Source organism: Parasphingorhabdus cellanae (assembly GCF_017498565.1).
Taxonomy (GTDB): domain Bacteria; phylum Pseudomonadota; class Alphaproteobacteria; order Sphingomonadales; family Sphingomonadaceae; genus Parasphingorhabdus; species Parasphingorhabdus cellanae.
In genome coordinates this window covers 2,441,615-2,467,801 of sequence record NZ_CP071794.1, presented here as the reverse complement: position 1 = coordinate 2,467,801, position 26,187 = coordinate 2,441,615, and the positions used below count along the sequence as shown (strand labels likewise).

23 protein-coding genes and 1 riboswitch are annotated in these 26,187 nt (G+C 53.2%); of the genes, 15 read left to right on the top strand and 8 right to left on the bottom strand.

What is annotated here, in order from left to right; translation table 11 throughout:
• Nucleotides 1-12: 12 nt before the first annotated feature.
• Entirely contained in the window at nucleotides 13-1,107 is a 1,095-nt protein-coding gene (locus J4G78_RS11830; RefSeq protein ID WP_207986760.1) for an esterase-like activity of phytase family protein, read from the bottom strand.
• A gap of 101 nt (nucleotides 1,108-1,208) precedes the next feature.
• On the opposite strand from J4G78_RS11830, the gene J4G78_RS11825 reads away from it, so the two are divergent.
• From J4G78_RS11825 to J4G78_RS11775, 11 genes are all read left to right on the top strand, one after another.
• Nucleotides 1,209-1,919: a CoA transferase subunit A gene (locus J4G78_RS11825; protein ID WP_207986759.1), complete on the top strand. Its 711-nt coding sequence runs from the start codon at nucleotides 1,209-1,211 to the stop codon at nucleotides 1,917-1,919.
• On the top strand, nucleotides 1,916-2,548 hold the full coding sequence (locus tag J4G78_RS11820; protein WP_207986758.1) for a CoA transferase subunit B: 633 nt from the start codon (nucleotides 1,916-1,918) through the stop codon (nucleotides 2,546-2,548). The genes J4G78_RS11825 and J4G78_RS11820 overlap by 4 nt, the downstream gene beginning before the upstream one ends.
• A 220-nt stretch (nucleotides 2,549-2,768) precedes the next feature.
• Nucleotides 2,769-3,173: a Ros/MucR family transcriptional regulator gene (locus tag J4G78_RS11815; RefSeq protein WP_207986757.1), complete on the top strand. Its 405-nt coding sequence runs from the start codon at nucleotides 2,769-2,771 to the stop codon at nucleotides 3,171-3,173.
• 487 nt (nucleotides 3,174-3,660) lie between these two features.
• Nucleotides 3,661-6,624, top strand: a complete 2,964-nt coding sequence (locus J4G78_RS11810) for a TonB-dependent receptor domain-containing protein (protein ID WP_243457070.1) — start codon at nucleotides 3,661-3,663, stop codon at nucleotides 6,622-6,624.
• A gap of 185 nt (nucleotides 6,625-6,809) precedes the next feature.
• Nucleotides 6,810-7,997, top strand: coding sequence for an FAD-dependent monooxygenase (locus J4G78_RS11805; protein WP_207986755.1), 1,188 nt, complete (start codon nucleotides 6,810-6,812; stop codon nucleotides 7,995-7,997).
• 101 nt (nucleotides 7,998-8,098) lie between these two features.
• Nucleotides 8,099-9,385, top strand: coding sequence for an efflux RND transporter periplasmic adaptor subunit (locus tag J4G78_RS11800; RefSeq protein ID WP_207986754.1), 1,287 nt, complete (start codon nucleotides 8,099-8,101; stop codon nucleotides 9,383-9,385).
• A gap of 1 nt (nucleotide 9,386) precedes the next feature.
• Nucleotides 9,387-10,094, top strand: coding sequence for an ABC transporter ATP-binding protein (locus J4G78_RS11795; protein WP_207986753.1), 708 nt, complete (start codon nucleotides 9,387-9,389; stop codon nucleotides 10,092-10,094).
• Complete coding sequence (locus tag J4G78_RS11790) at nucleotides 10,091-11,344, top strand: ABC transporter permease (protein WP_207986752.1); 1,254 nt, start codon at nucleotides 10,091-10,093, stop codon at nucleotides 11,342-11,344. Before J4G78_RS11795 ends, J4G78_RS11790 begins: the two co-directional genes overlap by 4 nt.
• 37 nt (nucleotides 11,345-11,381) lie before the next feature.
• Nucleotides 11,382-11,478: riboswitch (ZMP/ZTP riboswitch) on the top strand.
• A gap of 20 nt (nucleotides 11,479-11,498) precedes the next feature.
• The gene (locus J4G78_RS11785) at nucleotides 11,499-12,182 is read left to right on the top strand and encodes a DJ-1/PfpI family protein (protein ID WP_207986751.1); all 684 of its coding nucleotides are present in this window, start codon (nucleotides 11,499-11,501) and stop codon (nucleotides 12,180-12,182) included.
• A 155-nt stretch (nucleotides 12,183-12,337) separates the two neighbouring features.
• A complete protein-coding gene (locus tag J4G78_RS11780; protein ID WP_207986750.1) occupies nucleotides 12,338-13,471 on the top strand; it encodes an MFS transporter in 1,134 nt (377 codons plus the stop codon).
• A gap of 52 nt (nucleotides 13,472-13,523) precedes the next feature.
• Nucleotides 13,524-13,961, top strand: a complete 438-nt coding sequence (locus J4G78_RS11775) for a nuclear transport factor 2 family protein (protein ID WP_207986749.1) — start codon at nucleotides 13,524-13,526, stop codon at nucleotides 13,959-13,961.
• 3 nt (nucleotides 13,962-13,964) lie between these two features.
• Here the strand turns inward: J4G78_RS11775 and J4G78_RS11770 are convergent, their stop codons facing one another.
• From J4G78_RS11770 to J4G78_RS11750, 5 genes are all read right to left on the bottom strand, one after another.
• Nucleotides 13,965-14,969, bottom strand: a complete 1,005-nt coding sequence (locus J4G78_RS11770) for an NADP-dependent oxidoreductase (protein ID WP_207986748.1) — start codon at nucleotides 14,967-14,969, stop codon at nucleotides 13,965-13,967.
• 93 nt (nucleotides 14,970-15,062) lie between these two features.
• Nucleotides 15,063-16,442: an MATE family efflux transporter gene (locus J4G78_RS11765; protein WP_207986747.1), complete on the bottom strand. Its 1,380-nt coding sequence runs from the start codon at nucleotides 16,440-16,442 to the stop codon at nucleotides 15,063-15,065.
• A gap of 79 nt (nucleotides 16,443-16,521) precedes the next feature.
• Complete coding sequence (locus tag J4G78_RS11760; RefSeq protein WP_207986746.1) at nucleotides 16,522-17,616, bottom strand: MBL fold metallo-hydrolase; 1,095 nt, start codon at nucleotides 17,614-17,616, stop codon at nucleotides 16,522-16,524.
• Between the two features lie 20 nt (nucleotides 17,617-17,636).
• Nucleotides 17,637-19,013 (bottom strand): L-serine ammonia-lyase, encoded by a 1,377-nt coding sequence (locus J4G78_RS11755; protein WP_207986745.1) that lies wholly within the window; start codon nucleotides 19,011-19,013, stop codon nucleotides 17,637-17,639.
• Nucleotides 19,014-19,019: 6 nt separating this feature from the next.
• Nucleotides 19,020-20,876 carry a DUF885 domain-containing protein gene (locus J4G78_RS11750; RefSeq protein WP_207986744.1) on the bottom strand — a complete coding sequence of 619 codons (1,857 nt, stop codon included), beginning with the start codon at nucleotides 20,874-20,876 and terminating at the stop codon, nucleotides 19,020-19,022.
• A gap of 184 nt (nucleotides 20,877-21,060) precedes the next feature.
• Here J4G78_RS11750 and J4G78_RS11745 point away from each other — a divergent pair, with 184 nt between their 5' ends.
• The gene (locus tag J4G78_RS11745; RefSeq protein WP_207986743.1) at nucleotides 21,061-21,555 is read left to right on the top strand and encodes a ClbS/DfsB family four-helix bundle protein; all 495 of its coding nucleotides are present in this window, start codon (nucleotides 21,061-21,063) and stop codon (nucleotides 21,553-21,555) included.
• 173 nt (nucleotides 21,556-21,728) lie between these two features.
• Here J4G78_RS11745 and groL read toward each other — a convergent pair whose 3' ends face one another.
• Nucleotides 21,729-23,384, bottom strand: a complete 1,656-nt coding sequence (groL, locus tag J4G78_RS11740) for a chaperonin GroEL (protein ID WP_207986742.1) — start codon at nucleotides 23,382-23,384, stop codon at nucleotides 21,729-21,731.
• 51 nt (nucleotides 23,385-23,435) lie between these two features.
• On the bottom strand, nucleotides 23,436-23,723 hold the full coding sequence (locus tag J4G78_RS11735) for a co-chaperone GroES (protein ID WP_207986741.1): 288 nt from the start codon (nucleotides 23,721-23,723) through the stop codon (nucleotides 23,436-23,438).
• A 121-nt stretch (nucleotides 23,724-23,844) separates the two neighbouring features.
• Between J4G78_RS11735 and J4G78_RS18410 the strand changes: the two genes are divergently transcribed.
• From J4G78_RS18410 to J4G78_RS11720, 3 genes are all read left to right on the top strand, one after another.
• Nucleotides 23,845-24,363, top strand: a complete 519-nt coding sequence (locus J4G78_RS18410) for a BufA1 family periplasmic bufferin-type metallophore (protein WP_375140338.1) — start codon at nucleotides 23,845-23,847, stop codon at nucleotides 24,361-24,363.
• A gap of 224 nt (nucleotides 24,364-24,587) precedes the next feature.
• Nucleotides 24,588-25,460, top strand: a complete 873-nt coding sequence (gene bufB / locus J4G78_RS11725; protein ID WP_243457069.1) for an MNIO family bufferin maturase — start codon at nucleotides 24,588-24,590, stop codon at nucleotides 25,458-25,460.
• Nucleotides 25,444-26,166 (top strand): HvfC/BufC family peptide modification chaperone, encoded by a 723-nt coding sequence (locus J4G78_RS11720; protein WP_207986739.1) that lies wholly within the window; start codon nucleotides 25,444-25,446, stop codon nucleotides 26,164-26,166. Before bufB ends, J4G78_RS11720 begins: the two co-directional genes overlap by 17 nt.
• Nucleotides 26,167-26,187: the final 21 nt, after the last annotated feature.

The following is a 26,187-nucleotide window of genomic DNA, read 5'->3' as shown; positions in this document are numbered from 1 at the left end:
TGTATTTGCAGTTTATTTTGGAATTGACGAAAAGCCGGGGCTCGCCTCGGCTTTGTCATTTGGAGCCTTGTTTGCTGGAGCCTTATCCTTCTTCCGCTTAAACTTGCCTGGTAACAACCGGAACTTCATCAATATGGATTCTTGAACCGGATTGAAATTATCATCCGAAGCCATCCATATGATGGCATCGCCATCTTCCAGAGTGACCGCCAGGGCTTCCATATTGTCCACCTTCATCGGCGGCTTGAGCGTCGCGATCCGCTGAGAGCTCCAGATCTTGCCCTCGGCAATCTCCGATAAATCGCCAATGGAAAGAATCGCAGAGACGCCATCCAACGGGGTGAATCGGCGATGCAATAACAGCGCCCGGCCATCAGGCAGCAAGGTCGCATCGGTTATCTTATAGCCTCTGGGCGGCCGGTAACCGAAAAGCTTCGGCTTGTTTTTCTCTTCGGCTGGATCACCATCAAATATCAGCGCTTGATAACCGCCTTTGCTAAATTCAGCGGATTCGGAGAAAACCAGAAAATGGTCCGCTTCACCGTCGTGCCCGGGTAGGCGCAGCATCGCTTCAGCGCCGCTATTAAGCGGCCATTGTTGCATCGCCTTGACCTTATGTTCAGCCTCTTTGTGCGCAAAAGACGGGCTATAGCGCCAGACGCTGTGATAGCGTTCATATCCGACCCAATATTGGCCCGTTCCTGGGTCAAGGACCAATGACTCTGCATCCCAGTTCTGTTTGGCAAATTCATTTGCCACCGGTGGCCCGTCCGGCAACGGCGCAATGGATGCCTGTTTAGCAAGATCGTTTTGTTGATCCAATGTAAAACCGATCAGGACGCCGGCATCACTCAACATCAAAAACCGGTCATCGGGCAAAGCCAACATCGCGGAGATTCCACCAAAATCATCATTGTCACTGGTCATTTTCCAGCCAGCCAGAAATTCAAGTCGCCCGGTTTTCAAGCGATCAGGCTCCTCAGCATTAAAGCTGATCGATTGCAGCTGAATAACCTGGCTATCATTTTTTGGCGGCGGCGGCCCGTGAACATAGGTCACTGGCACCAGAAAGAAAAACAGGGACAGGCAGGCTATTATCCGGGTCACAAACCGGCCCATAACCGATCTGCAGATGCAAATATATTCTAATCTGGACGATAAGCCAAAACTTGCGCTAGGAGCCAATTATACTAGCGAAAAGGCTCGATATGAAGAAGATTTATTCTGACGCGGCAACCGCTTTGGACGGGTTGTTATTTGATGGCATGCATTTATGCGTCGGTGGTTTTGGATTATGCGGGATACCGGAGCGGCTGATTGATGCGATTCAGGCAGACGGGGTGAAGGATCTCACCATTGCCTCCAACAATGCCGGGATTGATAATGAAGGCTTGGGCAAATTGCTGCGGTCCAAGCAAGTTAAAAAGATGATCTCATCCTATGTCGGCGAGAATAAGGAGTTTGAAAGACAATATTTGTCCGGAGAGCTGGAAGTGGAATTCTGCCCGCAAGGAACCTTGGCCGAGCGCTGCCGCGCTGGCGGCGCCGGGATACCCGGCTTCTATACCAAGACGGGTGTCGGCACGCAGGTGGCAGACGGCAAGGAAGTCAAAAGCTTCGACGGCGAAGATTATATTCTTGAACGCGGGATTTTTGCCGACCTTTGCCTGATAAAAGGCTGGAAGGCAGACAAGGCGGGCAATTTGATTTTCCGCAAAACCGCCCGCAATTTCAATGCACCAATGGCAACAGCAGGGAAGATATGCGTCGCAGAAGTCGAGGAAATTGTCGAAGTTGGCGAGCTGGACCCCGATGCGATCCACTTACCAAGCATCTATGTCAAACGCCTGATTGACGGCTCACCCTATGACAAGAAGATAGAATTTCGCATGACCCGCGAACGGGAGACCGCATCATGAGCTGGGACCGCAATCAAATGGCCGCGCGTGCGGCGCAAGAACTGCAAGACGGCTATTATGTCAATCTTGGCATTGGCATCCCTACCCTGGTGGCCAATCACATACCCGGTGGTGTCGAAGTGACGTTGCAAAGCGAGAATGGCATGTTGGGCATTGGTCCGTTTCCTTATGAAGACGAGATTGATGCCGATCTGATCAACGCGGGCAAACAAACGATCAGCGCATTACCCTCGTCCAGCTACTTTGGCAGCGCCGATAGTTTTGCGATGATCCGCGGCGGGCATATTGACCTGACCGTATTGGGCGCCATGGAAGTGGCCCAAAATGGCGATATCGCCAACTGGATGATTCCCGGGAAAATGATCAAGGGCATGGGCGGTGCCATGGATCTGGTTGCAGGCGTCAAGAAAATCATCGTGGTCATGGACCACTGCGCGAAAGACGGCAGCCCCAAGTTCATTCCGCAATGCACATTACCATTAACCGGCACCAACGTCGTGGATATGATTATCACCGACCTCGCCGTTTTTCACCGTCCCGACCATGACAGCCCGTTCAAACTGATCGAATTAGCGCCTGACGTGACCGCAGATGAAGTCTCGGCAAAAACCACTGCATCCTATATTTAAATATTATTGCTCCCATTTTGGTACACTGGCTTGCTGACAATTCGGTCAAATCGGGCCAATGACTGAATATGGCCGTGGTTTATTCAAAACAATAGTCAAAGAACACTTGATTTATCGTTCTGTGGCGGACATCACTAATTTATATCCAAAATGGATGTAAATGACTTATCAGTTGAAAAATTTGAGGTATTTGGGGAAATATCGGGATCGGGGAATGAATATGCCAGAAGTTGATAATCGAATGGACGAAACATTGATCGCTTTGACATCACAAATTGTTGTGGCGCATGTTAACAATAATAATGTTGCTGTTTCAGATTTGCCAATATTGATAAACAGTGTGCATAGCGCGTTGTCGGATCTTAACGGCGAGCCGGGGTCATCAAAAACAAAACAAGAGCCAGCAGTTCCAATCGAAGAGTCGATCAAGCCAGACCATATTATCTGCTTGGAAGACGGCAAGAAATTCAAGATGCTGAAACGGCACTTGATGACACGTTACAATATGACACCGGAAGAATATCGGGCAAAATGGGGCCTTCCACCCGATTATCCAATGGTATCTTCGAACTATTCGAAAGTTCGTAGCGGTTTGGCCACGAAAATTGGGCTGGGTCGGAAATAGGGTTCAGATGATTGCGCGCTTTTTGAAGTTAAAAGGCGCGCGTCTGGCTTTGGCGGCAGTTTTCATATTTGATATCTAAAATAGTTTGTGACGGTATGGCCGTATGTCACAACGGCCTTACAGCACTCTTGTCCCACGAGACCCTGACCGCCAATAGTCGCGCAGTGGTTGATCGCCCGCTGCTGGGTGAGCGAAACGTGTTATCGCCTCTCTAACCGACTATATTTAACAAAAGCAACCTCCACAATCTCAAATACCTCTTTATAAACAAACAATATATTACCTCAATTTCAAAATTTACAATATTGTGAAGTCACCGTTGCAGTGAAACTTCATACAGCTCACAATATTGAAAATATTGTGTTATTTTATTGCTGATCAGCTCCTTATATTATTTGGTTGCCTCCGTAACCAAACAGGGGAATCCAAAATGCGATCCAATTTCAAAACCAAAAACCTACGTCAATTTTGTGCGTCAGCAGCTATTATGGCGTTGGCCATTTCTGCTACAACAGCAAAGGCCCAAGATCAGCAATCAGCAGAAGCAACCCAAGAAACAGAGGAAAGCGACGACCTCATCGTGGTAACCGGTTCGCGTATTGCGTCACCCACAGTTGAATCTGCAGCACCTTTGCAGATTTTGGATGATGCGGCGATAGATGAATCTGGTGTAACAAACGTTCAAGAACTACTCTTGGAAAATCCAGCCTTCGGTACCCCTGCACTAAGCCGCACGAACTCCGCATTTCTAACATCAGGTACGGGTGTTGCCAGCATCGACCTTCGCGACCTTGGCTCTAATCGAACGTTGGTATTGGCCAATGGCCGCCGTGTTGTGGCTGGCATTCCTGGGACTTCCATCGTCGATCTTAACGTCATTCCAACACAATTTCTTGAGCGCGTGGATATTCTGACAGGTGGCGCATCATCGCTATATGGCTCGGATGCTGTCGCTGGCGTCGTGAACTTTGTGTACAAGAAAGATTTTGAAGGCATTGAGGCCAATGGCCAGATTGGCCTAACCGAACAGGGAGACGATCTGCGTTATCAGGCTAATTTGACTTATGGAACGAATGTCGCCGATGGCCGCGGCAACGTCATGGTTCATTTCGGTTATTCAAATGAAAACGGCCTTCTATCGCGTGAACGGTCAAATACCCAAGTTGATGCCATTTCGGATATTTTCTTCGGCGGTGACGTAAACGCGGAGCGAGACGGTCCCTTTTTCTCCAGCTTCCCCCCTCAAGGCCGGTTTGATGTCGCTGGTACTCCGAACGTCGGCGACGACTTCACCTTTGATCCAGATGGCAATCTTCAGCCATGCTTTACCACCAATGGCACAACGTGCCCTGGTGGGGTTGGGCCGAACGGATTTAATCGTCAAGCCTTCCGTACGCTGGCTGTTCCGGTTGAACGATATTTATTCGCGACTGCTGGCAGTTACGAAATTTCAGACTACGTCAATCTATTTTTTGAAGGGACTTACAGCCGCACCGAGTCGTCGCGCATTATCGAACCATTTGCACTGGAATCTGGCGGCGGCACCGGCATTTATCCGGGGACCGGCCGTATGCCGATCGAAAACGAAGTCAATGGAACGGTTTTGGTAAACCCCTTGGTTCCGGCAGAAATTGTCGCGGCGGCTCAGGATACCGATGGTGATGGCCTGAGAGACATCGGATTTCAGCGCCGTTTGACCGAATTTGGTCCGCGGTCAGGTGATACGACCCGCGATTTTTATCGTTTCGTTGTCGGCTTTGATGGTGCCATATTTGACGACAAGTTCAATTGGGATGTCAGTTACAATTTTGGCCAGACTTCTGAAAATCAGACATCTAGCGGGCAAGTCAACATTCAGAGTTTTCAGCAGGCATTGGCCGCTCAAGCTGATATCGACGATATTGATGGCGACGGTGATGTTACTGAGGCCATCTGCATCAATGCAGATGCGCGGGCCAGTGGTTGTGTGCCGGTGAATATTTTTGGCGAAGGCAATATTTCGCAAGACGCCATCGCCTATATTGACGCCCAAGCAACTTTTCAGACGAAAATTACCCAGCAAGTGATCCAAGGTAATATTTATGGTTCTCTTTTCGAGCTACCGGCTGGGCCGCTGGGCATCGCCGCTGGTGTAGAATATCGCCGGGAAGAAAGTGAGGAAGATAACGACGCCCTTACCAATGCTGGTTTAAATGGTGGTAACAAGCTGGGCGATTCCTTCGGTGAATTTGACGTGTTGGAGGGCTATTTAGAGGTTAAAGTTCCTATTCTTGCTGACACACCGGGCTTTCAATTGTTAGAGGCCGGTGGTGCCGTCCGGGTCGCAGACTATTCCACGGTCGGAACTGTTGTTAGCTATAATGGTACTTTGACGTGGCAACCAATTGATGACATCCGGTTACGTGGCACCTATTCGCGTGCAGTTCGGGCGCCAAATATCGATGAGCTGTTTGCAGGTGCTGGACAGACATTCCCATCTGGCCTGCAGGATCCTTGTGCAAATGACGGCAGCGGCCCCAATGGTGGCGTTACAGCAACTGAGACCAGCGCTCTGGCAACAGCTTGCCGGGCGTTTGCAGGGGTGAATGAAAATATTGCGGCTAATGGCGGCGAGTTTCAGTTAGTACAGGCGGATATTCAAGGCATTAGCGGGTTCAATCTGTCCAACCCTGATCTGGAGGAAGAAAAGGCAGATAGCTGGACCGTTGGTGTGGTCATCAATCCACGTTCCATTGATGCCCTTCGCAATCTTACTATCACTGTTGACTATTATAATATCGATGTGAGCAATGTAATCGCCGCCCCAGGACGAGCATTTACGCTGGATCAATGCTATAATAACGCCGATGCTCAGTCTTGTTCGTTTGTCACTAGACGTGCAAATCAGACGTCAACAAATAGCGCTGGTTCTATTGAATTCATCGATGCTCAGCAGCTGAATGGTGCCAGCCTGAAAACTGAAGGCATTGACGTAACCGCGTCTTATAATACTAGTCTTGAAGCCCTAGGCTTGGATGGAAGGTTGAGTGCTAGAGTCGCCTACACCCACCTGATCAAAAATGACTTCAAACAGAGAGTTGATCTAGATGCAGACCCATCTGCTGGTGAAATCGGCACTTCTCAAGATCGCTTTACTGCAAATCTGGGATATTCCGATGGGCCATTCCGTATCGGATTTACGGGTACTTATATTAGCTCTGCTGTGACAGATGACCAGTTCTGTGTTGATTGCGGTGATGCTGTGGATGCTGAATTCTACTTGGATACCCAGTTAAATTATAAAGTGACGGAAGAGTTTGAATTCTACCTTGGTGTAGATAACTTGCTCGATAACGATGCTCCGTTGATCCCGACGTCTGCACCATTCAATGTCACTGGCTCGGACACAGCAGCCGATGTCTATGACATATTCGGTCGGCGCTATTATACCGGTGTCAGAATGCGGTTCTAACGGCCAAGAATAAAAAGAAGGCCGCAATTTTGCGGCCTTCTTTTTATGTAAATTTGCGGTGATAGCCATCATCTCACCAACATCACCTCCGCTTTAGATTTTCATCCCGCCCAATCTCTGATACCGAGGCTTCGATGCCCTATTTCGGCATAAGGCACGCGTAATTCCAAGCAGGGACGTAGTCCATGAAAGCGATAATCGTTGGCGGCGGGATTGGTGGATTAAACGCTGCGCTATGCTTCAACCACTTCGGCTGGGATGTCGAGATATTGGAACAGGCCGCGCAGCTGGAAGATATTGGCGCCGGCATACAAATCAGCCCCAATGGGATGCATGTGCTGCGCGCGCTGGATATTGACGGGCAGGTTGCGGCAACCGGTTGTTGCCCGCGCGCGACACAATTCCGGATGGGGCAATCCGGCCGGGTGATCATGACCCAGGACATGGGCCAGCGGCTTGAGGAAAAATGGGGTGCGCCCTATCTTCACATTCATCGTGCTGATCTCATTTCCGCCATGGCGGACGCGCTTAGTAAACGTTGTTCCGGCGCTCTGCGGATGGCGACACCTGTCGCCGGCTATGGTCAGAATGATCACAAGGCTTGGGCAATACTGAGCGATGGTTCTGTGGTCGAAGGCGATATCATCGTTGGCGCCGACGGGATCAAATCACCCATTCGCACACAAATGCTTGGGCAGGAAAAGCCGCGCTTCACCGGCAATGTGGCTTGGCGCGCGGTTGTGCCAGTCGCCAAACTGGGCCGGAACGCACCTTTGCCCGTTGCCAGCGTCTGGCTTGGCGAGGGCAAACATGCCGTCACCTATTTGCTGCGCGGCGGCAAGCTGGCCAATCTGGTCGGCGTGGTCGAACGCGATGACTGGCAACAGGAAAGCTGGACCGAAAAAGGTACGCGCGAACAGGCCCTGGCCGATTTTGCAGGTTGGCATCCGACGATCACAACCTTGCTGGAACAGGCCGATCACCATTATCGCTGGGCCTTGTTTGACCGTGATCCGCTGGACCAATGGATCGATGGCCGAGCGGTCCTCATCGGTGACGCGGCTCATCCGATGTTGCCGTTTATGGCGCAAGGTGCCGTGCAAGCGATTGAGGATGGCTATGTGCTGGCCCGCTTACTGGCAGAACATGATGATCATGAAACGGCCCTCACCCTTTTTTTCCAAGCGCGGCGCGCTCGAACAGCCAGCGTTCAGGAAGCCGCTCGGCGCAATATGAATATTTTCCACCAGCGCACAACAAGCGGCAAGTTAAGCACCTATGCCCCCATATGGCTGGCCGGAAAAATACCTGGGCAGGAAGCTTTTGATGCGCAGATGGAATGGCTCTACGGCCATGATGTCACAGCGAATTGAACGAAGCCGGCTTACAGGCAAACCAATAATTGTAATCGCTGCATATTGCCTACATCGGATACGCCTGCCATAGTGCTTTATATAGCTAAGACAGGGGAAAGTTGATTATTACACGGTCTCTGGCGTGGATTCGTCTCCACCCCGTCATTTCGGGCCTGATTGCCCTCGTCGTGATCGCCATTCTTTACAAGGTCATTATTCCATCACCCGCGACATATGAATATGTCACCGAACCCGTGTCCCGTGGTGAGGTTGCTCGCATAGTGTCGGCCAGTGGTAAATTAAGGGCACTTAACACCATCAACGTCGGGTCGGAAATTTCGGGACAGGTCACTGACGTTTATGTAGATTTCAACTCACCCGTCACTGCCGGGCAAGTACTTGCGCAGATTGATCCCACTCGTATCGAAGCCCGCGTCACCCAGGCACGGGCGCAGGTGGCCTCGGCACGTGCAACGCTGGCACAGGCCGAAGCATCAATCATCCGCGCGCAAACCGATTATGAAGTGCAGAGCCGCGAATTTGAACGGCAGCAGCAGTTGGCAGATAAAGGCTTCGTCTCGAAAGCCGGTATTGATCAGGCGCGCAATGCGTTGGCCAATGCGCGGGCCTCCCTAAGCACCGCAAAAGCGCAAGCGCAAAGCGGGCGCGCGGGAATTGCCCAAAGCGAAGCCGAACTCTCCTCGGCTCAGCTGGACCTCAACCGCACGCGGATCGTCGCTCCAACCAGCGGCGTTGTTATCAACAAGTTGGTCGAGCCCGGAACAACCGTGGCCGCCAGTTTCCAGACGCCGAACCTGTTCGAAATCGCTGCCGATACCAGTCGCATGCAGGTCGAGGCCTCCGTCGACGAAGCGGATATCGGACAGGTCCGGGTGGATCAGCTGGTGCGCTTTACTGTCGACAGTTATCCCGATGATACGTTTGTCGCAAAAGTTGGCCAAATTCGGAAATCGGCGACCGAAGAACAGAATGTGGTGAGCTATTTGGTGATTCTCGATGTCGACAACAAAGAAGGCAAATTGCTCACCGGTATGACAGCCAATGTTGAAATTGTTACCGGTACAAGAACCAATGTGCTGCGTATTCCCGCGCCTGCCATCCGTTTTCGTCCCCGCAAAGATGATCGGCCCGAAGAGGAAACGAAAGACCCGGTCAAACCAGCTGACGAAAAATCCAAGAAAACAAACACAGCCCAGATTTGGGTCGCTGGCGATGATCCCTATGAACCGGTTCGCCGCACGGTAACTATCGGCCTTGCCGGAGAGGATTTTGTCGAGATCATCAAAGGCGTAAAGGAAAAAGAGAAAATCCTCGTCCGCTCCAAAAGTCTCGAAAATGAGGAGGACGAAGAAGACGAGGACGAATTTGCCCGCGGGAACACCTGAGATGATGGCGTTAGTCGAAACACAGGATCTGGTAAAAAATTATGAGATGGGCGGCGAAACGGTGCGCGCCGTGGACGGCGTTTCGCTGTCCATCGACCGCGGCGAATATGTAGCTATCATGGGTGCCAGCGGATCGGGCAAATCGACCTTCATGAACATGATCGGCTGTCTGGATATCCCTACATCCGGCATTGTGCGCATAGATGGCATGGCCACAAGCGACCGTGATGGCGATGCCCTGGCCGAGTTACGCAATCAGAAAATCGGCTTTGTCTTTCAGCAGTTTAACCTGCTTGCTCGCACGACCGCTCTCGACAATGTTGCGGTTCCGCTCATCTATGCCGGGCTTGGCGGCGAGGACCGCAGAGCAAAGGCGCAGGCGAAGCTCGAGGCCATGGGGCTGGGCGACCGGCTCGACCATAGTCCGGCCAAATTATCCGGCGGACAACAGCAACGCGTCGCTATTGCCCGGGCGCTGGTCACCGAACCGTTGATTTTGCTGGCCGACGAACCCACCGGCGCGCTCGATAGCAAGACGTCGGAAGATATAATGGAGATTTTCCAAAGCCTGAACGATCAAGGCATCACGATCATCGTGGTCACCCATGAGGCAGAAATTGCCGACCATGCCAAACGCCGGATCGAATTCCGTGACGGTAAGGTGATTGAGGATATCGCGGTCAAAAAACGGCGAAAGGTCGGCGCATGATCGGCAATATGGGACAAAAGGTTTCTGGCTGGCTGGTTAACATCGCAATCGCGATAACGGCGCTGCGCACGAATTTGATGCGCTCGATATTAACGACCTTGGGCGTGATGATCGGAGTTTTTGCTGTGACACTCGCTGTAGCAGTCGGCTCCGGTGCGCAGGTGTCGGTGATGCAGTCCATTAATGCGCTTGGTTCCAACATGGCACTCATCTTTCCGCAGCCCGATACAGGTGAAGGCGGGCGGCGTTCTTTTGACCGCGGTCGGCTGACGATGCGCGACGCGCGGGCAATCGAAAAACAGATTGGCGGAATTGATGACATCGCACCGCAACTGCGCACCAATATACAACTGGTCGTTGCCGGACGTAATGCTTCGACCAATGCTGTCGGCACTACACCCGGCTATGGAAAAGTATCCAATCTTGTCGCCGAGAACGGCCGCTTCATTAGCGAAGCCGATGTCCGGTCTGCCGCGCGCGTTGTGGTGCTTGGCCCAACGGTCGCGCGAAAACTATTCGGCGATTTTGATCCGGTCGGGGAAACCATCCGCATCAACCGCGCGCCGTTTAATGTCATAGGCGTCACCGAATCCAAGGGTTCCAGCTTTGGCAATGATAATGACGATATTGCACTGATGCCGATCAGCACGATGCGACAGCGGTTTTCCGGCGACTCGCTTGCTGGCCCGGATGACTTGCAGGTGCTGTTTGTCGGCTTTCAAGATGGGATATCGCTGCCAGAGGCGAAGCGCGAGATGACCAAATTGCTGCGCGAGCGCTATCGGGTGCGCGGCAAGGATATCAATCCCTTCACGATCCGCACGACCGAAGAATTTATGAAAGAATCGGCACAGGTGACCGGCATATTCCAAATCGTGCTGGTCGCTATCGCATCCATTTCGCTGCTGGTCGGCGGCATTGGCATCATGAATATCATGCTGGTCAGCGTTACCGAGCGTACGCGTGAAATCGGCCTGCGCATGGCGCTGGGCGCGAAACGCAGCGATATTCGTAACCAGTTTCTCGTCGAGGCAGCCGTGCTTTGCGTGATTGGCGGTGCGATGGGGTTGATACTGGCCATTGCGGGCGGAACAGCACTGACCGTTTATGCTGATTTTCCGGTCCCGATCGGGGTCGGGGTCAGCATTGGCGCGATTATATTTTCTGCTGTCATCGGATTGTTGTTCGGCGGTTACCCCGCCGTTCGCGCTTCACGCCTGTCGCCGATTGAAGCATTGCGCAGCGAGTAAAACCAGTTTGCCTTTAGTGGCCCAGGGATGATATAATCTCGATGTTCGCAACTGGCGCGATAGGGTGGTTCACCATCGGGGAGCGGGCGCATCTTTCATGATGCAATTTTCAGTCGGGCGCCTGGGCATTTCTTGAACCAAAGGAGACATGCTCATGACTGACACACAAAAGCCTTTCCACATTGTTTTTCTCTTATTCAACGGCATTACGCAGCTTGATTTTACCGGGCCAGCGCAATTTTTGGCGCGGATGCCGGGAGCGGCCGTGCATACGGCTGCAAAGCACGTCCAGCCTGTCCAGACCGACAGCGGCTTTGCAATGCTGCCGAGCACGAGCCTGGCCGATTGTCCGCAAGCCGATTTGCTCTGCATCCCGGGCGGCTTTGGCACGCGCGATGTGATACAAGATGAAGAGACGTTGCAGTTTCTGCGAGATCAGGCCGCGGAAGCGCAATATGTCACATCGGTGTGCACCGGATCCCTGGCCCTAGGCGCAGCAGGATTACTGCAAGGCAGGCGCGCGACCAGCCATTGGGCCTATGTTTCGTTACTGGAGAAATTCGGTGCAACTTATGAAGCGGCGCGTGTCGTCAAGGACGGCAATGTGATTACGGCGGGTGGGGTAACCTCTGGCATTGATTTCGCCCTGACCGTTATTGCGGAGATCGCCGGACAATCTTTTGCAGAGGCGGTACAGTTGGGACTGGAATATGATCCCCATCCGCCTTTTGACAGCGGCAGTCCTGCCGTTGCCGATCCCAAGCTAGTGACATTGCTGAATGATCGCACCTATGGCGATGTTCTGAAAGAGTTGCAAAAAGTGATCGACGCTAGCTAAACAGGTAGAGGACTTGGGGCTCCGCTTTCGTCATGGGCAGTGCACGCCCGATATAGAAAGCCGATATACTGACCGACGCCGCCACTCCTTCGACCAAGACTGCACCGCGCCGGATTAGCGAAACAAAGCTGTTTCTCTTTTCCATGGCCTGTGCGGTGGCAGTCGCGAATGGCTATTATATTCACCCGCTCATAGCCCCGGTTGGCAATGATTTTGGCGTGAGCGGAACTCTGTTGGGGCTGGTGCCCGCGTTAAATCAGATCGCGCTGGCCCTCGGCATTTTATTGCTGCTGCCGCTTGGCGATCGGATCAACAATCGCAAGCTGGTCATCACCTTTGTCGCCGGTCAGTTTCTGGCTTTGCTTGCCATGGCCACAGCACAGGATTTCCGATTGTTTGTGGCCGCATCCTCGTTGCTGGGTTTTGCGACCATCACACCCTATTTGCTGCCCGCCTATGTCACCAAGCGGGTGCGCCCCGACCGCATTGGCCATGTTACCGGGATCATGACCGCTGGTATCACTGTTGGATTGCTTGGCAGCCGCGCGGGCGCCGGCGTGCTGGGGCATTATTTTGGTTGGCGATCGGCTTATTGGGTCGGCACCGCGCTGACCCTGTTGCTGCTCGTCATCCTGCCGCTGATCATGGAGAAAGATGAGAAACTGCGTGACGATAACGAACCTCAGCAAAGCTATGGCGCGCTGATCGCGTCGCTTTGGCCGATCATCAGGACTATGCCGGACGTGCTGCTGGCCGGATTGCTGCAAGCCCTGTCCTTCGGATTTTTTCTGGCGCTATGGCTGGGTATCGGGCTGCATGTTACCAGCCCGCAGATGGGATATGGTGTCGATATGGTCGGCTATCTTGCGCTGCTCGCTGGAACCAATGTGTTTATTGCGCCTTGGTCGGGGCGATTGGCAGACCGGATCGGTGCGGAAAGGGCGCGTATGCTATTTGCCATCGCTCAGTTAATCGGCGCGATCCTGTTGATATTCGCTGGCAACAGCTTGTGGATATTGATCCTGCCAATCCTGTTCAGCAATTTCGGCGGCGCGTCGATGGATGTTGCCAATCGCACAATCCTGTTCGGCCGCGCCCCGGAAATTCGCACCCGCCTGATGACCATCTATATTGTCATCATGTTTGTCGGTGGCGGCCTGTCGAGTTGGCTTGGCACAACCGCCTATGCTTGGGGCGGATGGGACGCGATTGTCGCTATCTCACTGATCTTCTCAGCCTTGATCATGGGCTTTTCGCTCTTGGGTTTACGATTGAAGCCTACAACTTGACAGAAACTCCAGTTTTGCCGAGTGTCAAAAAACCGCTTTGAGGGAGGATAGGATGCCAAAGCTGTTGATGATGATGCTTATGCTGCTGCCGGTTTCGGTTGCTGCTGAGACAACCGCTCCACCGTCCGACCATCAGCAGCTGGTCGAAAGATATACAGCTGCGTTCAATGCCAGAGACGTTAACGCTATGGCCGCGCTGATGCATCCCGGCATTCAATGGATCACGATCAGCGGGGACCAGTCCAAGGTCACGACCGATGGAAAAGAGCGGATGGTCAGCGAGATGGAATCCTATTTCAAAAGCCCGACCCGCATTAGCAGCAGTCTCGGCGGCTGGTCGGTCAACGGAGATTATGTCACCGTGATCGAGACCGCATCCTGGTCGGACAGCAAGGGGGAGCGCCAGGCGCAGAGTGCCACTGCGGTCTACCAGATTGCAGATCGGTTGATCCGCCGGGTCTGGTATTTTCCGGAACAGAAAACGCAATAGCGCTCAAATACGAACGAGTACCTTGCCGATATTGCCGCCAGTAAACAGCTTGTCATAGGCGGTCAGCACATTCTCGATTCCATCCGTCACATCAAACGGCGTATCGATCCGTCCCTGTTCCAGCCATTCCTTGAGCTGCTGCGTAAGTCGCTCTCCTTGATCCATGAAATCGGGCGAGAAAAAGCCTTCGACGCGCAGGCGCTTCATCAGGATCTGGTCGAAATGCTCCGGCCCCTGCCCGCGTCCATCGCCCTTATACTGAGCCAGCAATCCGCATAGAGCCACCCGGCCATAGAGCGCCATATTGGGCAGCACATCATCCAGGATCGGACCGCCGACATTATCGAAATAGGCATCAATCCCGCCTTCCACTTTCGCCAACTCTGCCGCGATGTCGTCATTCTTATAATCAATCGCTTGGGCGATCCCGAGTTGGCTCTCCAGCCAACGGCATTTGTCCGGGCCGCCTGCCAGGCCATAAATATTGGCGCCCAATATCTTGGCAATCTGGCAAGCCAGCACACCGGTCGCGCCTGCCGCCGCTGAGACCAAAACATTGTGCCCTGCCTCAACACCGGCCGTTTCCTGCAAGCCCCAAAGGGCCGTCCAACCGTTAAACCCAAGCACACCGAAATGCTGTTTGATATCGCTGATACCCGTATCAACCTTCACCAACCCAGACAGTTCCGGCTCAATCACTGCATGTTCCGCCCATTGACCAAAACCGCGCACAAGATCGCCCTCGGCAAATCCGGCATGGCGGGAAGCAGCGATATGCCCGAGCACCAGTCCCACCATTTTTGTACCGAGTTCGAGCGGCGGCTGATAGCTATCCTCACGCTCCGTCATCCACATGCGCGTGCCAGCATCCATCGAAAGATAAACGGCTTTCACCAGCACTTGACCGTCCGCCAGTTCCGGCATGGCTTCAGTTTCCAGCGAAAGCGCACCGGAAACGTCGTCGTCTACCGGGCGTCTGTTCAACTGCCAAAATCGGTTACTCGCCATGCTTATCTCCCCTGCAGTGCAATGGCAATTTAAAGCAGTTGGTCCTCTTCGATACTATTCTTATTGGCGGTCAGTTTTGTAATTCTCGCCATGTCAATTTTGCCGAAAGATGCGCCAGGCGACAAATCCACTGATCACGCCGCCTAACAGATTGGCGGCCAATTCCCCGGCATAAATCGTCGACGCGCCCCATTCGTCACCAGCCAGCGCAGTTCTGCTGAGCAAGGCAATCGGCACCATGATCAGGAAAACCCGGCTAAGCGACAAAGCGAGTGCCGTTCCCGCCCTGTCAATCGCATTGAAAGCGCCATTGGCGACAATGAACAAACCATAGCCACCGAAGCCCCAAGCCGCGATCGTCAGATAAGTTTCGATCGCCGCCAGCACCGCATCTTTTTCGGTAAAGAAGGAACCAATCCAGCGGCTCGCCAACACTAAAGCTGTAGCAATGAGCAATCCGTAGAGGATACAGAATATACCCGATAGCCAAAGCGCACGTCGCGCCCGCTCCGCCTTGCCTGCTCCCCAGTTTTGGCCAACAACCGCGCCGATCGAACTCGACAGGGCAAGCAAGGGTACCACCGCCAGACTTTGCAAGCGTCCAGCGGCTCCAAAACCGGCAACCTCATCCTGACCATAGCCGGCAAGCAGCGCGGTCAGGATCGAAAGACCTATGGGATTGATCGCATTGGAACCCGCCGCCGGTCCGCCCACCCGCAACAGAGACACCACGCCTTTGCGCCAATCGGTCGCCGTCAAACAGGCCGGGTTCATCTTGATGGCACTGGATTGAACCAGCACAAACCCCAATCCGGTTCCCACTGCCCACCCGCCAATCGTGGCATAGGCCGCGCCTTCAATACCGAAACCTTCAAACGAACCGATGCCCGTGATCAATAGCGGGTCGAGCACCCAATTGGTTGCTGCAAAGGCGAATAATATCGTCGAGGCGCGCTTCGCCGCGCCCTGTCCACGCAATACGCCGTTCATCCCCATATTGGTCAGCAACAGCGGAAAACCGAGAGCATAGGGCGTCATATAGGCCTGGATTAACGGCAGGAGGTCATCCTCCGCCTGCATCAGGTCGAATAGCGGTGTCTTCACCAGATAAAGGGTCACTGCAATGCAAAGGCCGAATATGATGGCCAGAGCAATGCCGAGATTGCCGAGTTGCTGCGCTTTTGCCTCATCCCCACTGCCAAGCGCGCGGGATACAACAGAGCTGATCGCAGCGATAACACCGACGCCCATGCTGGACAGCGCTACGGTGACCGGAAAAATGAAGCTGACCGCTGCCAGCTCCTTTGCGCCCAGCTGACCAATAAAATAGGCATCGATAATGCCAATCGACATGATGCTGGCAATGCCCAGCAGCATAGGCGCAGTTTGCGAGACCAGATGTCCAACTATTGAGCCGTTGGTCAGTTTTGCGCTTTTGCTGGAGCTTTTGCTGTTGTTTGGATCGTCCGACATTGGCTGGTCTTTGATAGACCATCCCGGCTTGCGTCAACACCTGCCAAAGGCCGTAGTGTAACGATGTCGCAACAATTGTTTAGAGTAGGTCGGATCGCCCAATATGATCGCTATCGGCGGGGAGGCTGAACAGCATGCCGTCTTTGCCCATGACTATTTTCCCGCGAAAACCCGCCGTCACATCTTTCAGATAATAGGGTTCCAAAAGGCTGTTCGGCACCGCCGGAACGATATGAGAGAAAACCAGCATTTTTGCTTTGGCAGCCTTGGCCGATTCCGCCACCTCGGCAGGCGTCGCGTGATAATCGGGAATATCCGCCATGATCTTCTCAAGCCTTGGCCGTCCCGCTTTTTTCATCGCTGCTTCGGTAAGCGCAACCATCTCGGCATTCAGCACTTCATGCACCAATATGTCGCAACCGTTGCAGGCCCTTTCGACCGCTACGTTTCGTGTGGTGTCACCGCTAAACACGATCGACCGGCCTTTATAGTCAAAGCGATATCCGACCGCTGGCACAACCGGTTCGTGATTGACCGCAAAGGCTGTGATTTTCAGGCCATCCTGATCATAGACAATTTGCTCGGCTTCATCCGTGGGTAAAGCGAAAGGCCGAGCGGTACCGCCGATACCGGATGGCGGCATGATATCTTCGCCATGATGTGCCACGCGGTAACTCGCATCGGCAGCGTAGGCGGCGTTTATTCCGTCAACAATTGGGGTCACACCCTCTGGCGCGATCACCGGCAAGGGCTCTGCATGACCGCCGCCAGCCCAGCGCTGCAGCAATAGCTCGCCCATGCCATCAATATGATCGCTGTGAAAATGAGTCAGCAGCAAGGCTTCGATCCGGCCCGGGCTCAGTCCCATTTCACCCAGTCGGCGCACCGCTCCACCGCCTATGTCCACAATGAACATTTTGCCGTCGATAATCACCGCGGAACAAGGCCCAGCGCGACTGGGGTCGGGCAAGGGCGATCCGGTTCCACACAAAGCGAGATGCATGCCTTCGGGCAAATCGCCAATCACGTCGCGGTTGACAGCGGTTTCAACGGCATTGGCAAAAAGCCACGCACCAATGGCTGGACGAAGAAGCCATGTCGCGCTCACGAGAACGCCAATTCCCATGGCGACACCCAATAGCAGACGCTTGCTAAAAAATTTTGACCGGCCCATGCGCTCCTCAGGTTTTTGCTCTAACATTCCACCAGATTGACGGCCAGACCGCCCTGCGAGGTTTCCTTGTAGCGTTCGCTCATATCCAGACCGGTTTTGCGCATGGTCTCAATGACTTCATCCAGACTCACCCGGTGGGTGCCATCGCCCATGATCGACAGGCGTGCCGCTTCAATTGCCTTGACCGCGCCGACGGCATTGCGTTCAATACAGGGCACTTGCACGAGACCTGCGACCGGATCACAGGTCAGTCCGAGATTATGTTCCATGCCAATCTCGGCGGCATTCTCGACCTGTAACGGCGTCCCGCCCCACGCCGCCGTCAGTCCGGCCGCTGCCATCGAACAGGCGACACCGACTTCGCCCTGACAACCGACTTCTGCGCCTGAGATGGAGGCGTTTTCTTTGAACAGAGAACCGATGGCGGCGGCGGTCAGCAAGAATGTCTCGATCCCGGCGACATCGGCCTTGGGCGAAAACCGTTCGTAGAAACGAAGTACCGACGGCACAATTCCAGCCGCACCATTGGTCGGCGCAGTCACCACTTTGCCGCCGGCCGCATTTTCTTCATTCACCGCGAGTGCCCAAAGGTTGACCCAATCGAGCACCGTCAGCGGATCGGACAAGGCCCGCTCCTGCCGCTCCATCAAGCGCGCATGGATCAACGGCGCGCGGCGCTTTACACGCAGGCCACCAGGCAGGATCCCGCCTGACTTGATGCCGCGGTCAATACAGGCAGACATTGCATCGGATATCTCTCTTATGGTCGCGCTAATCTCCTCATCGGTTTTACCGACACGCTCGTTATTGCGCATGATATCGGCGATCGAGAGCCCCTTTTCTTCAGCGATACGCAGCAAGTCTGCGCCAGAGCAAAACGGATGCGGAACATCCCACAGACCGCTTTCGGGGTCATTCGCGCCAATCTGATCTTCGTCGAGGATCGCGCCGCCGCCGACCGAATAATAGACCCGCGTCACCAGTTCGTCTGCGCCGTTAAAGGCCGTGAACCGCATCGCGTTGGAATGGAAATCCAGACGCTTGCGCTGATCGAAGATGACATCGGTGTCCTCGTCAAAGACAATGTCGTGGGTGCCGTTCAAGTGAATGCGCTTTGCGTTTCTGATCTGGTCCACCAGCGCATCGGCCGCATCCGGCTCAATATTTTCCGGCACCCGTCCGGACAGACCTAACAATACCGCCCGGTCGGTCGCGTGCCCCTTGCCCGTCAGCGCAAGCGAACCGAATAATTTGGTCTCCATCCGGGTGACTTGACCCAAAATCCCTTGCTCCGCGACTCGCATAGCAAAGGTAGCCGCGGCCAACATCGGTCCCATCGTATGGGAACTCGATGGCCCGACACCGATTTTGAACAATTCAAAGGTACTGGCAACCATAGCGGCTTACGATTTTTTTGTCGCAGCGATCCATTGATTGACCTGCTTTTCCAATATGTTCAGCGGCACCGAACCGCCGCCCAATACCGTATCGTGGAAACCTCTAATATCGAAATCATCACCCAGCTCTTTTTCCGCCTTGGCGCGCAGTTCCTGGATTTTCAGCATGCCGATCTTGTAGCTCGTCGCCTGTGCCGGCATCACCAGATAACGGCGGACTTCGCTGCGCACAGCGGTTTCAGGGATTGGCGAATTGGCGAGGAAATATTCCACCGCTCTTTCTTCACTCCAGCCCTTTGCATGCAAGCCGGTATCAACCACCAAGCGGATGGCGCGCCAGATTTCCGTCGTGAGACGCCCAAAGTCAGAATAGGGGTCTTCATAGGCCCCCATTTCTTTCGACAATAGTTCCGAATAGAGCGCCCATCCTTCGCCAAAGGCTGGAATATAGGCGCCCTGCGCTCGGAATTTCGGAATGCCAGTCAGTTCCTGCGCAATCGAGCTTTGCATATGGTGGCCGGGATTGCCTTCATGATAAGCGATTACCTCCAGACTATGGATTGGCATCGCGCGCATGTCCGACAGATGCGCATAATAGGTTCCGGGGCGTGTTCCGTCCGGTGTACCGGGCCGGTAATGCTGAGCCGCACCGTCTTGTTCGCGAAACGGCTCCACCCGCTTCACCACCAAATCGGCTTTTGGCAGGGTTCCGAAAAAGTCCGGCAGGCGTGTGTTGATAAACGCAAGATGCTTTTCAGCGGTATCAATATAATCTTGCGCGCCCTTGTCATCGTTTGAGAAATAGAATTGATCATCCTCACGCAAGAAGGTGAAAAAGGCCTGCAGATCACCGTCAAAGTTCACTTTGTCCTTGATCGCTTCCATCTCGCTGCGAATGCGTGCGACTTCGGACAGGCCCATGGTGTGAATCGCATCCGCCGTCAGATCGGTCGTCGTCTGATTGGCGAGGCGATAGTTATAAAAGGCTTCGCCATTAGGCAGTTCGGAAACACCAAAGGGCGCTTCTTTTGTATTGGGTAGATCTTGTTTGAACCAGGTAATGATGCGCTCATAGGCTGGCTTTAACGATCCGGTGAGTGCCAGACGCGCTTGCTCTTTCAGCTCATCCGACCTTCCCTGCGTAATCGTACCCGCTTTCACCAGAGCGGCTAATTTGCCCTCAGTCGCCTCCCATAGAGCTGACGGAGTGCCGGTATCAAATGGCGCACCGGTTGTGATTTTCTCGGACTGCTCAATCACCCCTTCATAGGCAAAGCGGGGCGGGCGGGTGCCAGTTTCGGCATTGGCCTGTGCCCGCGTGAGGAGCTGATCTAACGCCCGTGCACTGCCTTTCAACCGTTCAATAAAGGCGACCATGTCAGATTCGCTAGCGACGCGATGCTGATTGATCAAAAAGGTCGGGAAGAAGGACTGCTGACCGTTAAACTGGTGGAGTATATAGCCATTCTGACGAAACGGCACGCCCGATTCCGCCTGCTCCAACCGGAACAGCCACATGTCCCAAGATATCTGCGCATCCGGCGTTAGCTTGTCATAGTCAAAATCACGTTTCATTTCCGCTGTCGCCACACGCATCCAAGCGAGTTGACGGTCTGCAGCTTCCACAGAATAATCGTCAATCTGGTCATAAGCCGTTCTGCGGCCCAATAAGGTCTGGCGGATCGGACTAAAGGCAAGCTGTTCTTCAAATTTTTTGTCGAACCAGATGTTGAGACGATCCGTCTCTGTCTCCATCGCATCCGCGACTGCCGGCGCAGTATTTTGCGCATGAACCGGGGAAGCGGCAACCGCCAGCCCCGCCATTGTGGTGGAAGCCAATATTAACTTAAGAAACCTGGTCATGCGGTCTGATCCCTTTGTAAGAAGTTACAATGGCAACTGCATGGCACAGTCCGAGCGCTTTGGGAATATCCGGGAGTATCGGTACTTGCTATCCACCCAAAGATGTTGCGTGTTTGAGAGTTGATTTGGATCAACGCTTTATGTCACCGCATGGACCATATTTTACCTGAAAGGTAGGTCGGTCATGGCGGCGGAGAACAAGTCTGAATTGCATCAAATCACGCGAGCAGAATATCAGAAACTGGAACGGCTGATATCTGCAATCGATAGCCAAACCGCATTGCATAAAGACGAGGAAAACACCTCTATTAAAGATGTTATTTCGCATCGAGCACATTGGATTGCGCTATTTTTCAATTGGTATTCCGACGGAATGGCTGGGAAAACCGTATATTTCCCGGCCAAGGGTTATAAATGGAATGACCTAAAGCGCTACAACGCTGAATTGAGAAAAAAGCAGGCTGATATCAGCTGGGACGAAGCTGTTCTGGCATTGAAGAAGAGTTACGAAAAGCTCTTGGATTTTATTGAGACGCATTCAGATCGTGATCTGTATGATGGCCCGATGAAGGGCGCGAACAATAAATGGACCCCTGGTCGCTGGGCAGAGGCGGCAGGTGCTAGTCATTTCCGATCAGCATCAAAATATGTGCGAGTCCGGCTGCGCGAGCTCAAATAAGGATGATGCACCAGAAATTCCCGCCAGCATAAAAAAGGGGCCGGAAGTTTCCTTCCAGCCCCTCGAATGTTTTCGTCATTCCAGCGAAAGCTGGAATCTCTTTCAAGGGAGAGCGAGACGGATGGAGACCCCAGCTCCATAAATCTTTGGCGCTGGGGTGACGCCTTAGAGCGTCAGAAGCCCATGCCGCCCATGCCGCCGCCCATGCCGCCCATGTCAGGCATTGCAGGAGCGCCGCCAGCGCTGTCGTCTGGTGCGTCGGAGACAGCAGCTTCGGTGGTGATCAAGAGACCTGCAACCGAGCTGGCATCCTGCAGAGCAGCGCGCACAACTTTGGTTGGGTCGATCACACCAGATTTGACGAGATCTTCGTATTTATCGCTAAACGCGTTAAAGCCGTAGTTCTTGTCTTTCTGGTCCAGCAATTTGCCAGCGACAACCGCGCCGTCAAAACCGGCATTTTCAGCAATCTGACGAACCGGAGACTGCAGCGCTTTACGAACAATGTCGATGCCGCGGGTCTGGTCGTCATTATGGCCTTCGAGACCTTTCAGAGCAGATGTTGCATAAAGAAGCGCGGTTCCGCCGCCAGGGACAATACCTTCTTCAACAGCAGCACGCGTTGCATGCAAGGCATCGTCAACACGGTCTTTCTTCTCTTTCACTTCCACTTCGGTAGCACCGCCGACTTTGATCACGGCAACACCGCCGGCGAGTTTCGCCAGACGCTCTTGCAGTTTTTCTTTGTCATAGTCGGATGTGGTGTTTTCGATCTGTGAACGGATCGCTTCAACACGCGCCTTGATGTCTTTCGACTTGCCAGCACCGTCCACAATGGTGGTGTTGTCTTTGTCGATCGTGACATTTTTCGCTTCACCGAGCATGCCCAGCGTAACGCTTTCCAGCTTGATGCCGAGATCTTCGGAGATCATTTCACCTTTGGTGAGGATCGCGATGTCTTCGAGCATCGCTTTACGGCGATCACCGAAGCCAGGCGCTTTCACGGCTGCGATTTTCAGACCACCGCGCAATTTGTTGACTACGAGAGTAGCCAGCGCTTCGCCTTCAATATCTTCGGCAATGATCAAAAGCGGACGTCCGGCTTGCACAACAGCTTCCAAAATTGGGAGCATAGGCTGCAAGTTGGTCAGCTTTTTCTCGTGGATCAGGATGTAGGGATTTTCGAGGTCCGCAATCATCTTGTCCGGGTTGGTGATGAAGTAAGGAGACAGGTAACCGCGGTCAAACTGCATGCCTTCCACGACGTCGAGTTCAAAGTCGAGGCCCTTGGCTTCTTCAACCGTGATAACGCCTTCTTTGCCGACTTTTTCCATCGCTTCTGCGATTTTCTGGCCAACTTCTTCGTCGCCGTTGGCAGAGATAATGCCTACCTGGCTGATTTCCTGGCTGCCTTTGACAGCTTTCGAACGCTTTTGCAGATCAGCAACAACTTTATCAACCGCCTGGTCGATACCGCGCTTCAGATCCATTGGGTTCATGCCAGCGGATACTGATTTCATGCCTTCACGAACAATCGCCTGGGCAAGAACAGTCGCTGTGGTGGTGCCGTCGCCAGCAACATCATTGGTTTTCGATGCCACTTCGCGGAGCATCTGGGCGCCCATATTTTCGAACTTGTCTTTCAGTTCGATTTCTTTGGCAACTGACACACCATCTTTGGTGATGCGCGGTGCGCCGAAGCTTTTGTCGAGAACCACGTTCCGGCCTTTAGGACCGAGGGTTACTTTCACAGCATCAGCAAGAATGTCGACACCTTTAAGAATACGTTCGCGTGCGTCGCGACCAAATTTTACGTCTTTAGCAGCCATGTTATTTTCCTCTGCTTATGAGAATTAAATGATGAGTAGAATGAAATGCGATTATTCGACGATGCCGAGAATATCGCTTTCTTTCATGATGATCAGGTCTTTGCCTTCAACGGTAACTTCCGTGCCGGACCATTTGCCGAACAGGATCTTGTCACCTTTTTTGACATCAAGTGGCGTCGCTTTGCCATTGTCGTCTTTCAGGCCGCCGCCAACAGCAACCACTTTGCCCTCGGATGGCTTTTCCTGTGCGCTGTCTGGAATGATGATACCGCCAGCGGTTTTCGTGTCCGCTTCTACGCGGCTAACCAGTACACGATCATGTAGTGGACGAAATTTCATAAGTTTGCCTTTCTTGTCCAAATTATCCTTCCTGCGGGCTGCGCTCCTTTAGCTTCAGCCATCAAGAATATAGTCAATGGAGGATTAGCACTCAGTCGAGTCGAGTGCTAACGCAGCTCATATGGGCGATCTGCGCCCAGCGTCAAGAGTTTGTAGGAAAAAAAGCGGAATCTTTTTTCTATCTGTATCCGCCAGAAAAAGGCCGTTTCCGAAAAGCATCAACTCAGTTTTTCATCCATCTGAAAAAAGAAATGTAACCAGACGGGGATTGGCTGCGAAACCCATCATGAGCCTGCAAGGCAAGCTCGCCCTTATTAGCCAATTTCCAAGAGAGGAAAACCAAATGTCCAACTCCATGATTAAAGCCACCGCCGCTGCCGCTGCCCTCGCCGCTGCTGCAACTATAGCTATTTCGCCAACCACTGCCGTGGCCGCTGGCGCTAAAGAAAAATGCTTCGGCATCGCGTTAAAGGGCAAGAATGACTGTGCCGCTGGGCCAGGTACAAGCTGCGCCGGCACATCAACTGCTGATTATCAGGGCAATGCCTGGAAATACACGGCCAAGGGTGCCTGCGTTAAAGCCGGTGGTTCGCTGACCGCGAAAAAAGGCAATAGCAAGCCGGTTCCACAAAAGGGGTAAGGTAAGAATGGCATCATATTCCTGCGCAGGCAGGAATCCATCTCTCAAGCTGGCGCCTAGACGCAGCGGCAGGAGATGGGCCGTGAAGCGAGTCACTTGCCTCGCTTCACCCTTCGCAGGGGCGCGGCGCTTCTATTTCCCTTTGCACGAAAAATACGCTAAGTTTTGCGGATGTTACTGATACTCAAGCCTCAAATTTTGATCTGTCCGTTATGAAAACGCCTATGTCTCACTCCCTCCCTCCATCAGGTGGCATAGGTCTGAAGTCGGTACATTATAATGATGTATTGTCTGAGGAAGTCGGATCAAAAAAACCCGGATGGGTCGAGGTGCATCCGCAGAATTACTTCGGTGATGGTGGTCCGCTGCATCGTTGGTTGACCGCCATCGCCGAAGACTATCCTTTGAGCTTTCACAGCGTTGGGCTTTCCCTCGGCTCCGCTGAAGGCCTCAATCAATATGATCTCGATAAAATTGCCGATCTTTGTGATCGTTATGAGCCAGCCATGGTGTCTGACCATCTGAGCTGGAGCGGCAATGCCCATGATCGCTATCCCGATCTGCTCCCCATTCCCTACACGCAGGAAGCGCTCGATCATTTTGCCGCCCAGATTGGCAAAGTACAGGATCGGCTGAAACGGCCTATGCTGATCGAAAATCCGTCGCGTTATCTCAGCTACCGGGATGACGAGATGAGCGAAACCGATTTTATCTCTGCGCTGTGCAAACAGGCAGGCTGCGGACTATTGTTCGATATCAACAATGTCGAGGTTACCGCGACCAATGTCGGATTGGATATGGAAGCTTATATAGACGCGATTGACCCCGATATTGTCGGGGAAATGCATCTGGCCGGCCATGCCCGTGAGGATCATGAATCTGGTCCACTCCTCATTGATGATCATGGCTCGATTGTCAGTGACATGACTTGGCGGCTGTATGAACGCTTCATCACGCGCGCGGGCCCCAAACCGACATTGATCGAATGGGACACCGATATTCCCGCCTATGATGTGCTGATGGCCGAAGTTTCGAAAGTGGAAACCGTGCTTGGCAGCCATGTTTTGGACGAGAGCCAGCATGCCCTCGCTAGCTGAAGGCCAATCACGCTTCATTGCCTGCCTGCAAAAAGGGCCAGCGCATTTTCCTGACGATCTGTTTACGGAAGAGCCCAGCCGAGCGCTGCTGGGGCTCAAAGCTCATGCCAATACCGTTTCCCATGCACGGCTCGTGGCGCTCGAAAACGCTTATCCCAAATTGCATGAGCATATGGGCCACGAGCCCTTTCACGCCATTTCGCGCGATTATATCGAGCAGGATCACATATTGACCTGCGATATGAACAGCATCGCAGCAGATTTTGCCGACTTTCTGTCCAAACGCGGATTTAGCGAAACAGAAGTAGATCTGGCCCGGATCGAATGGGCCTGGATTAAAAGCTATCATAGCGCTGAAGCCGAACCGCTGGCGCTCCAAGATATTGCAACATTGGATGAGGCGGGTCTGCTCGGCCTTGAGATTGAAGTGCATCCAGCGATGCGGCTGATCCGTCTGACCGGCGCGCTGTCTTCTCAGCTAGCGGAACTGGGCGAGAACACCCCCGATGCGCTGATGGTTGCAAGGCCGGAAGCCGAAGTTCTGTTTCATCCACTATCGGGCTTAGAGCATGATATTGCGGAAAAAATTGCAAATATTTCCACAATGGGTAACCTTTTGGCCACTGCCATCGAACTGGGAGGAGAGGACGCTGCAATGCAACGGATTATCAAGTTGATCCAAGCAGGCGTCATAACAAGAATATAATATCTAATTCTAGCGGGGTAA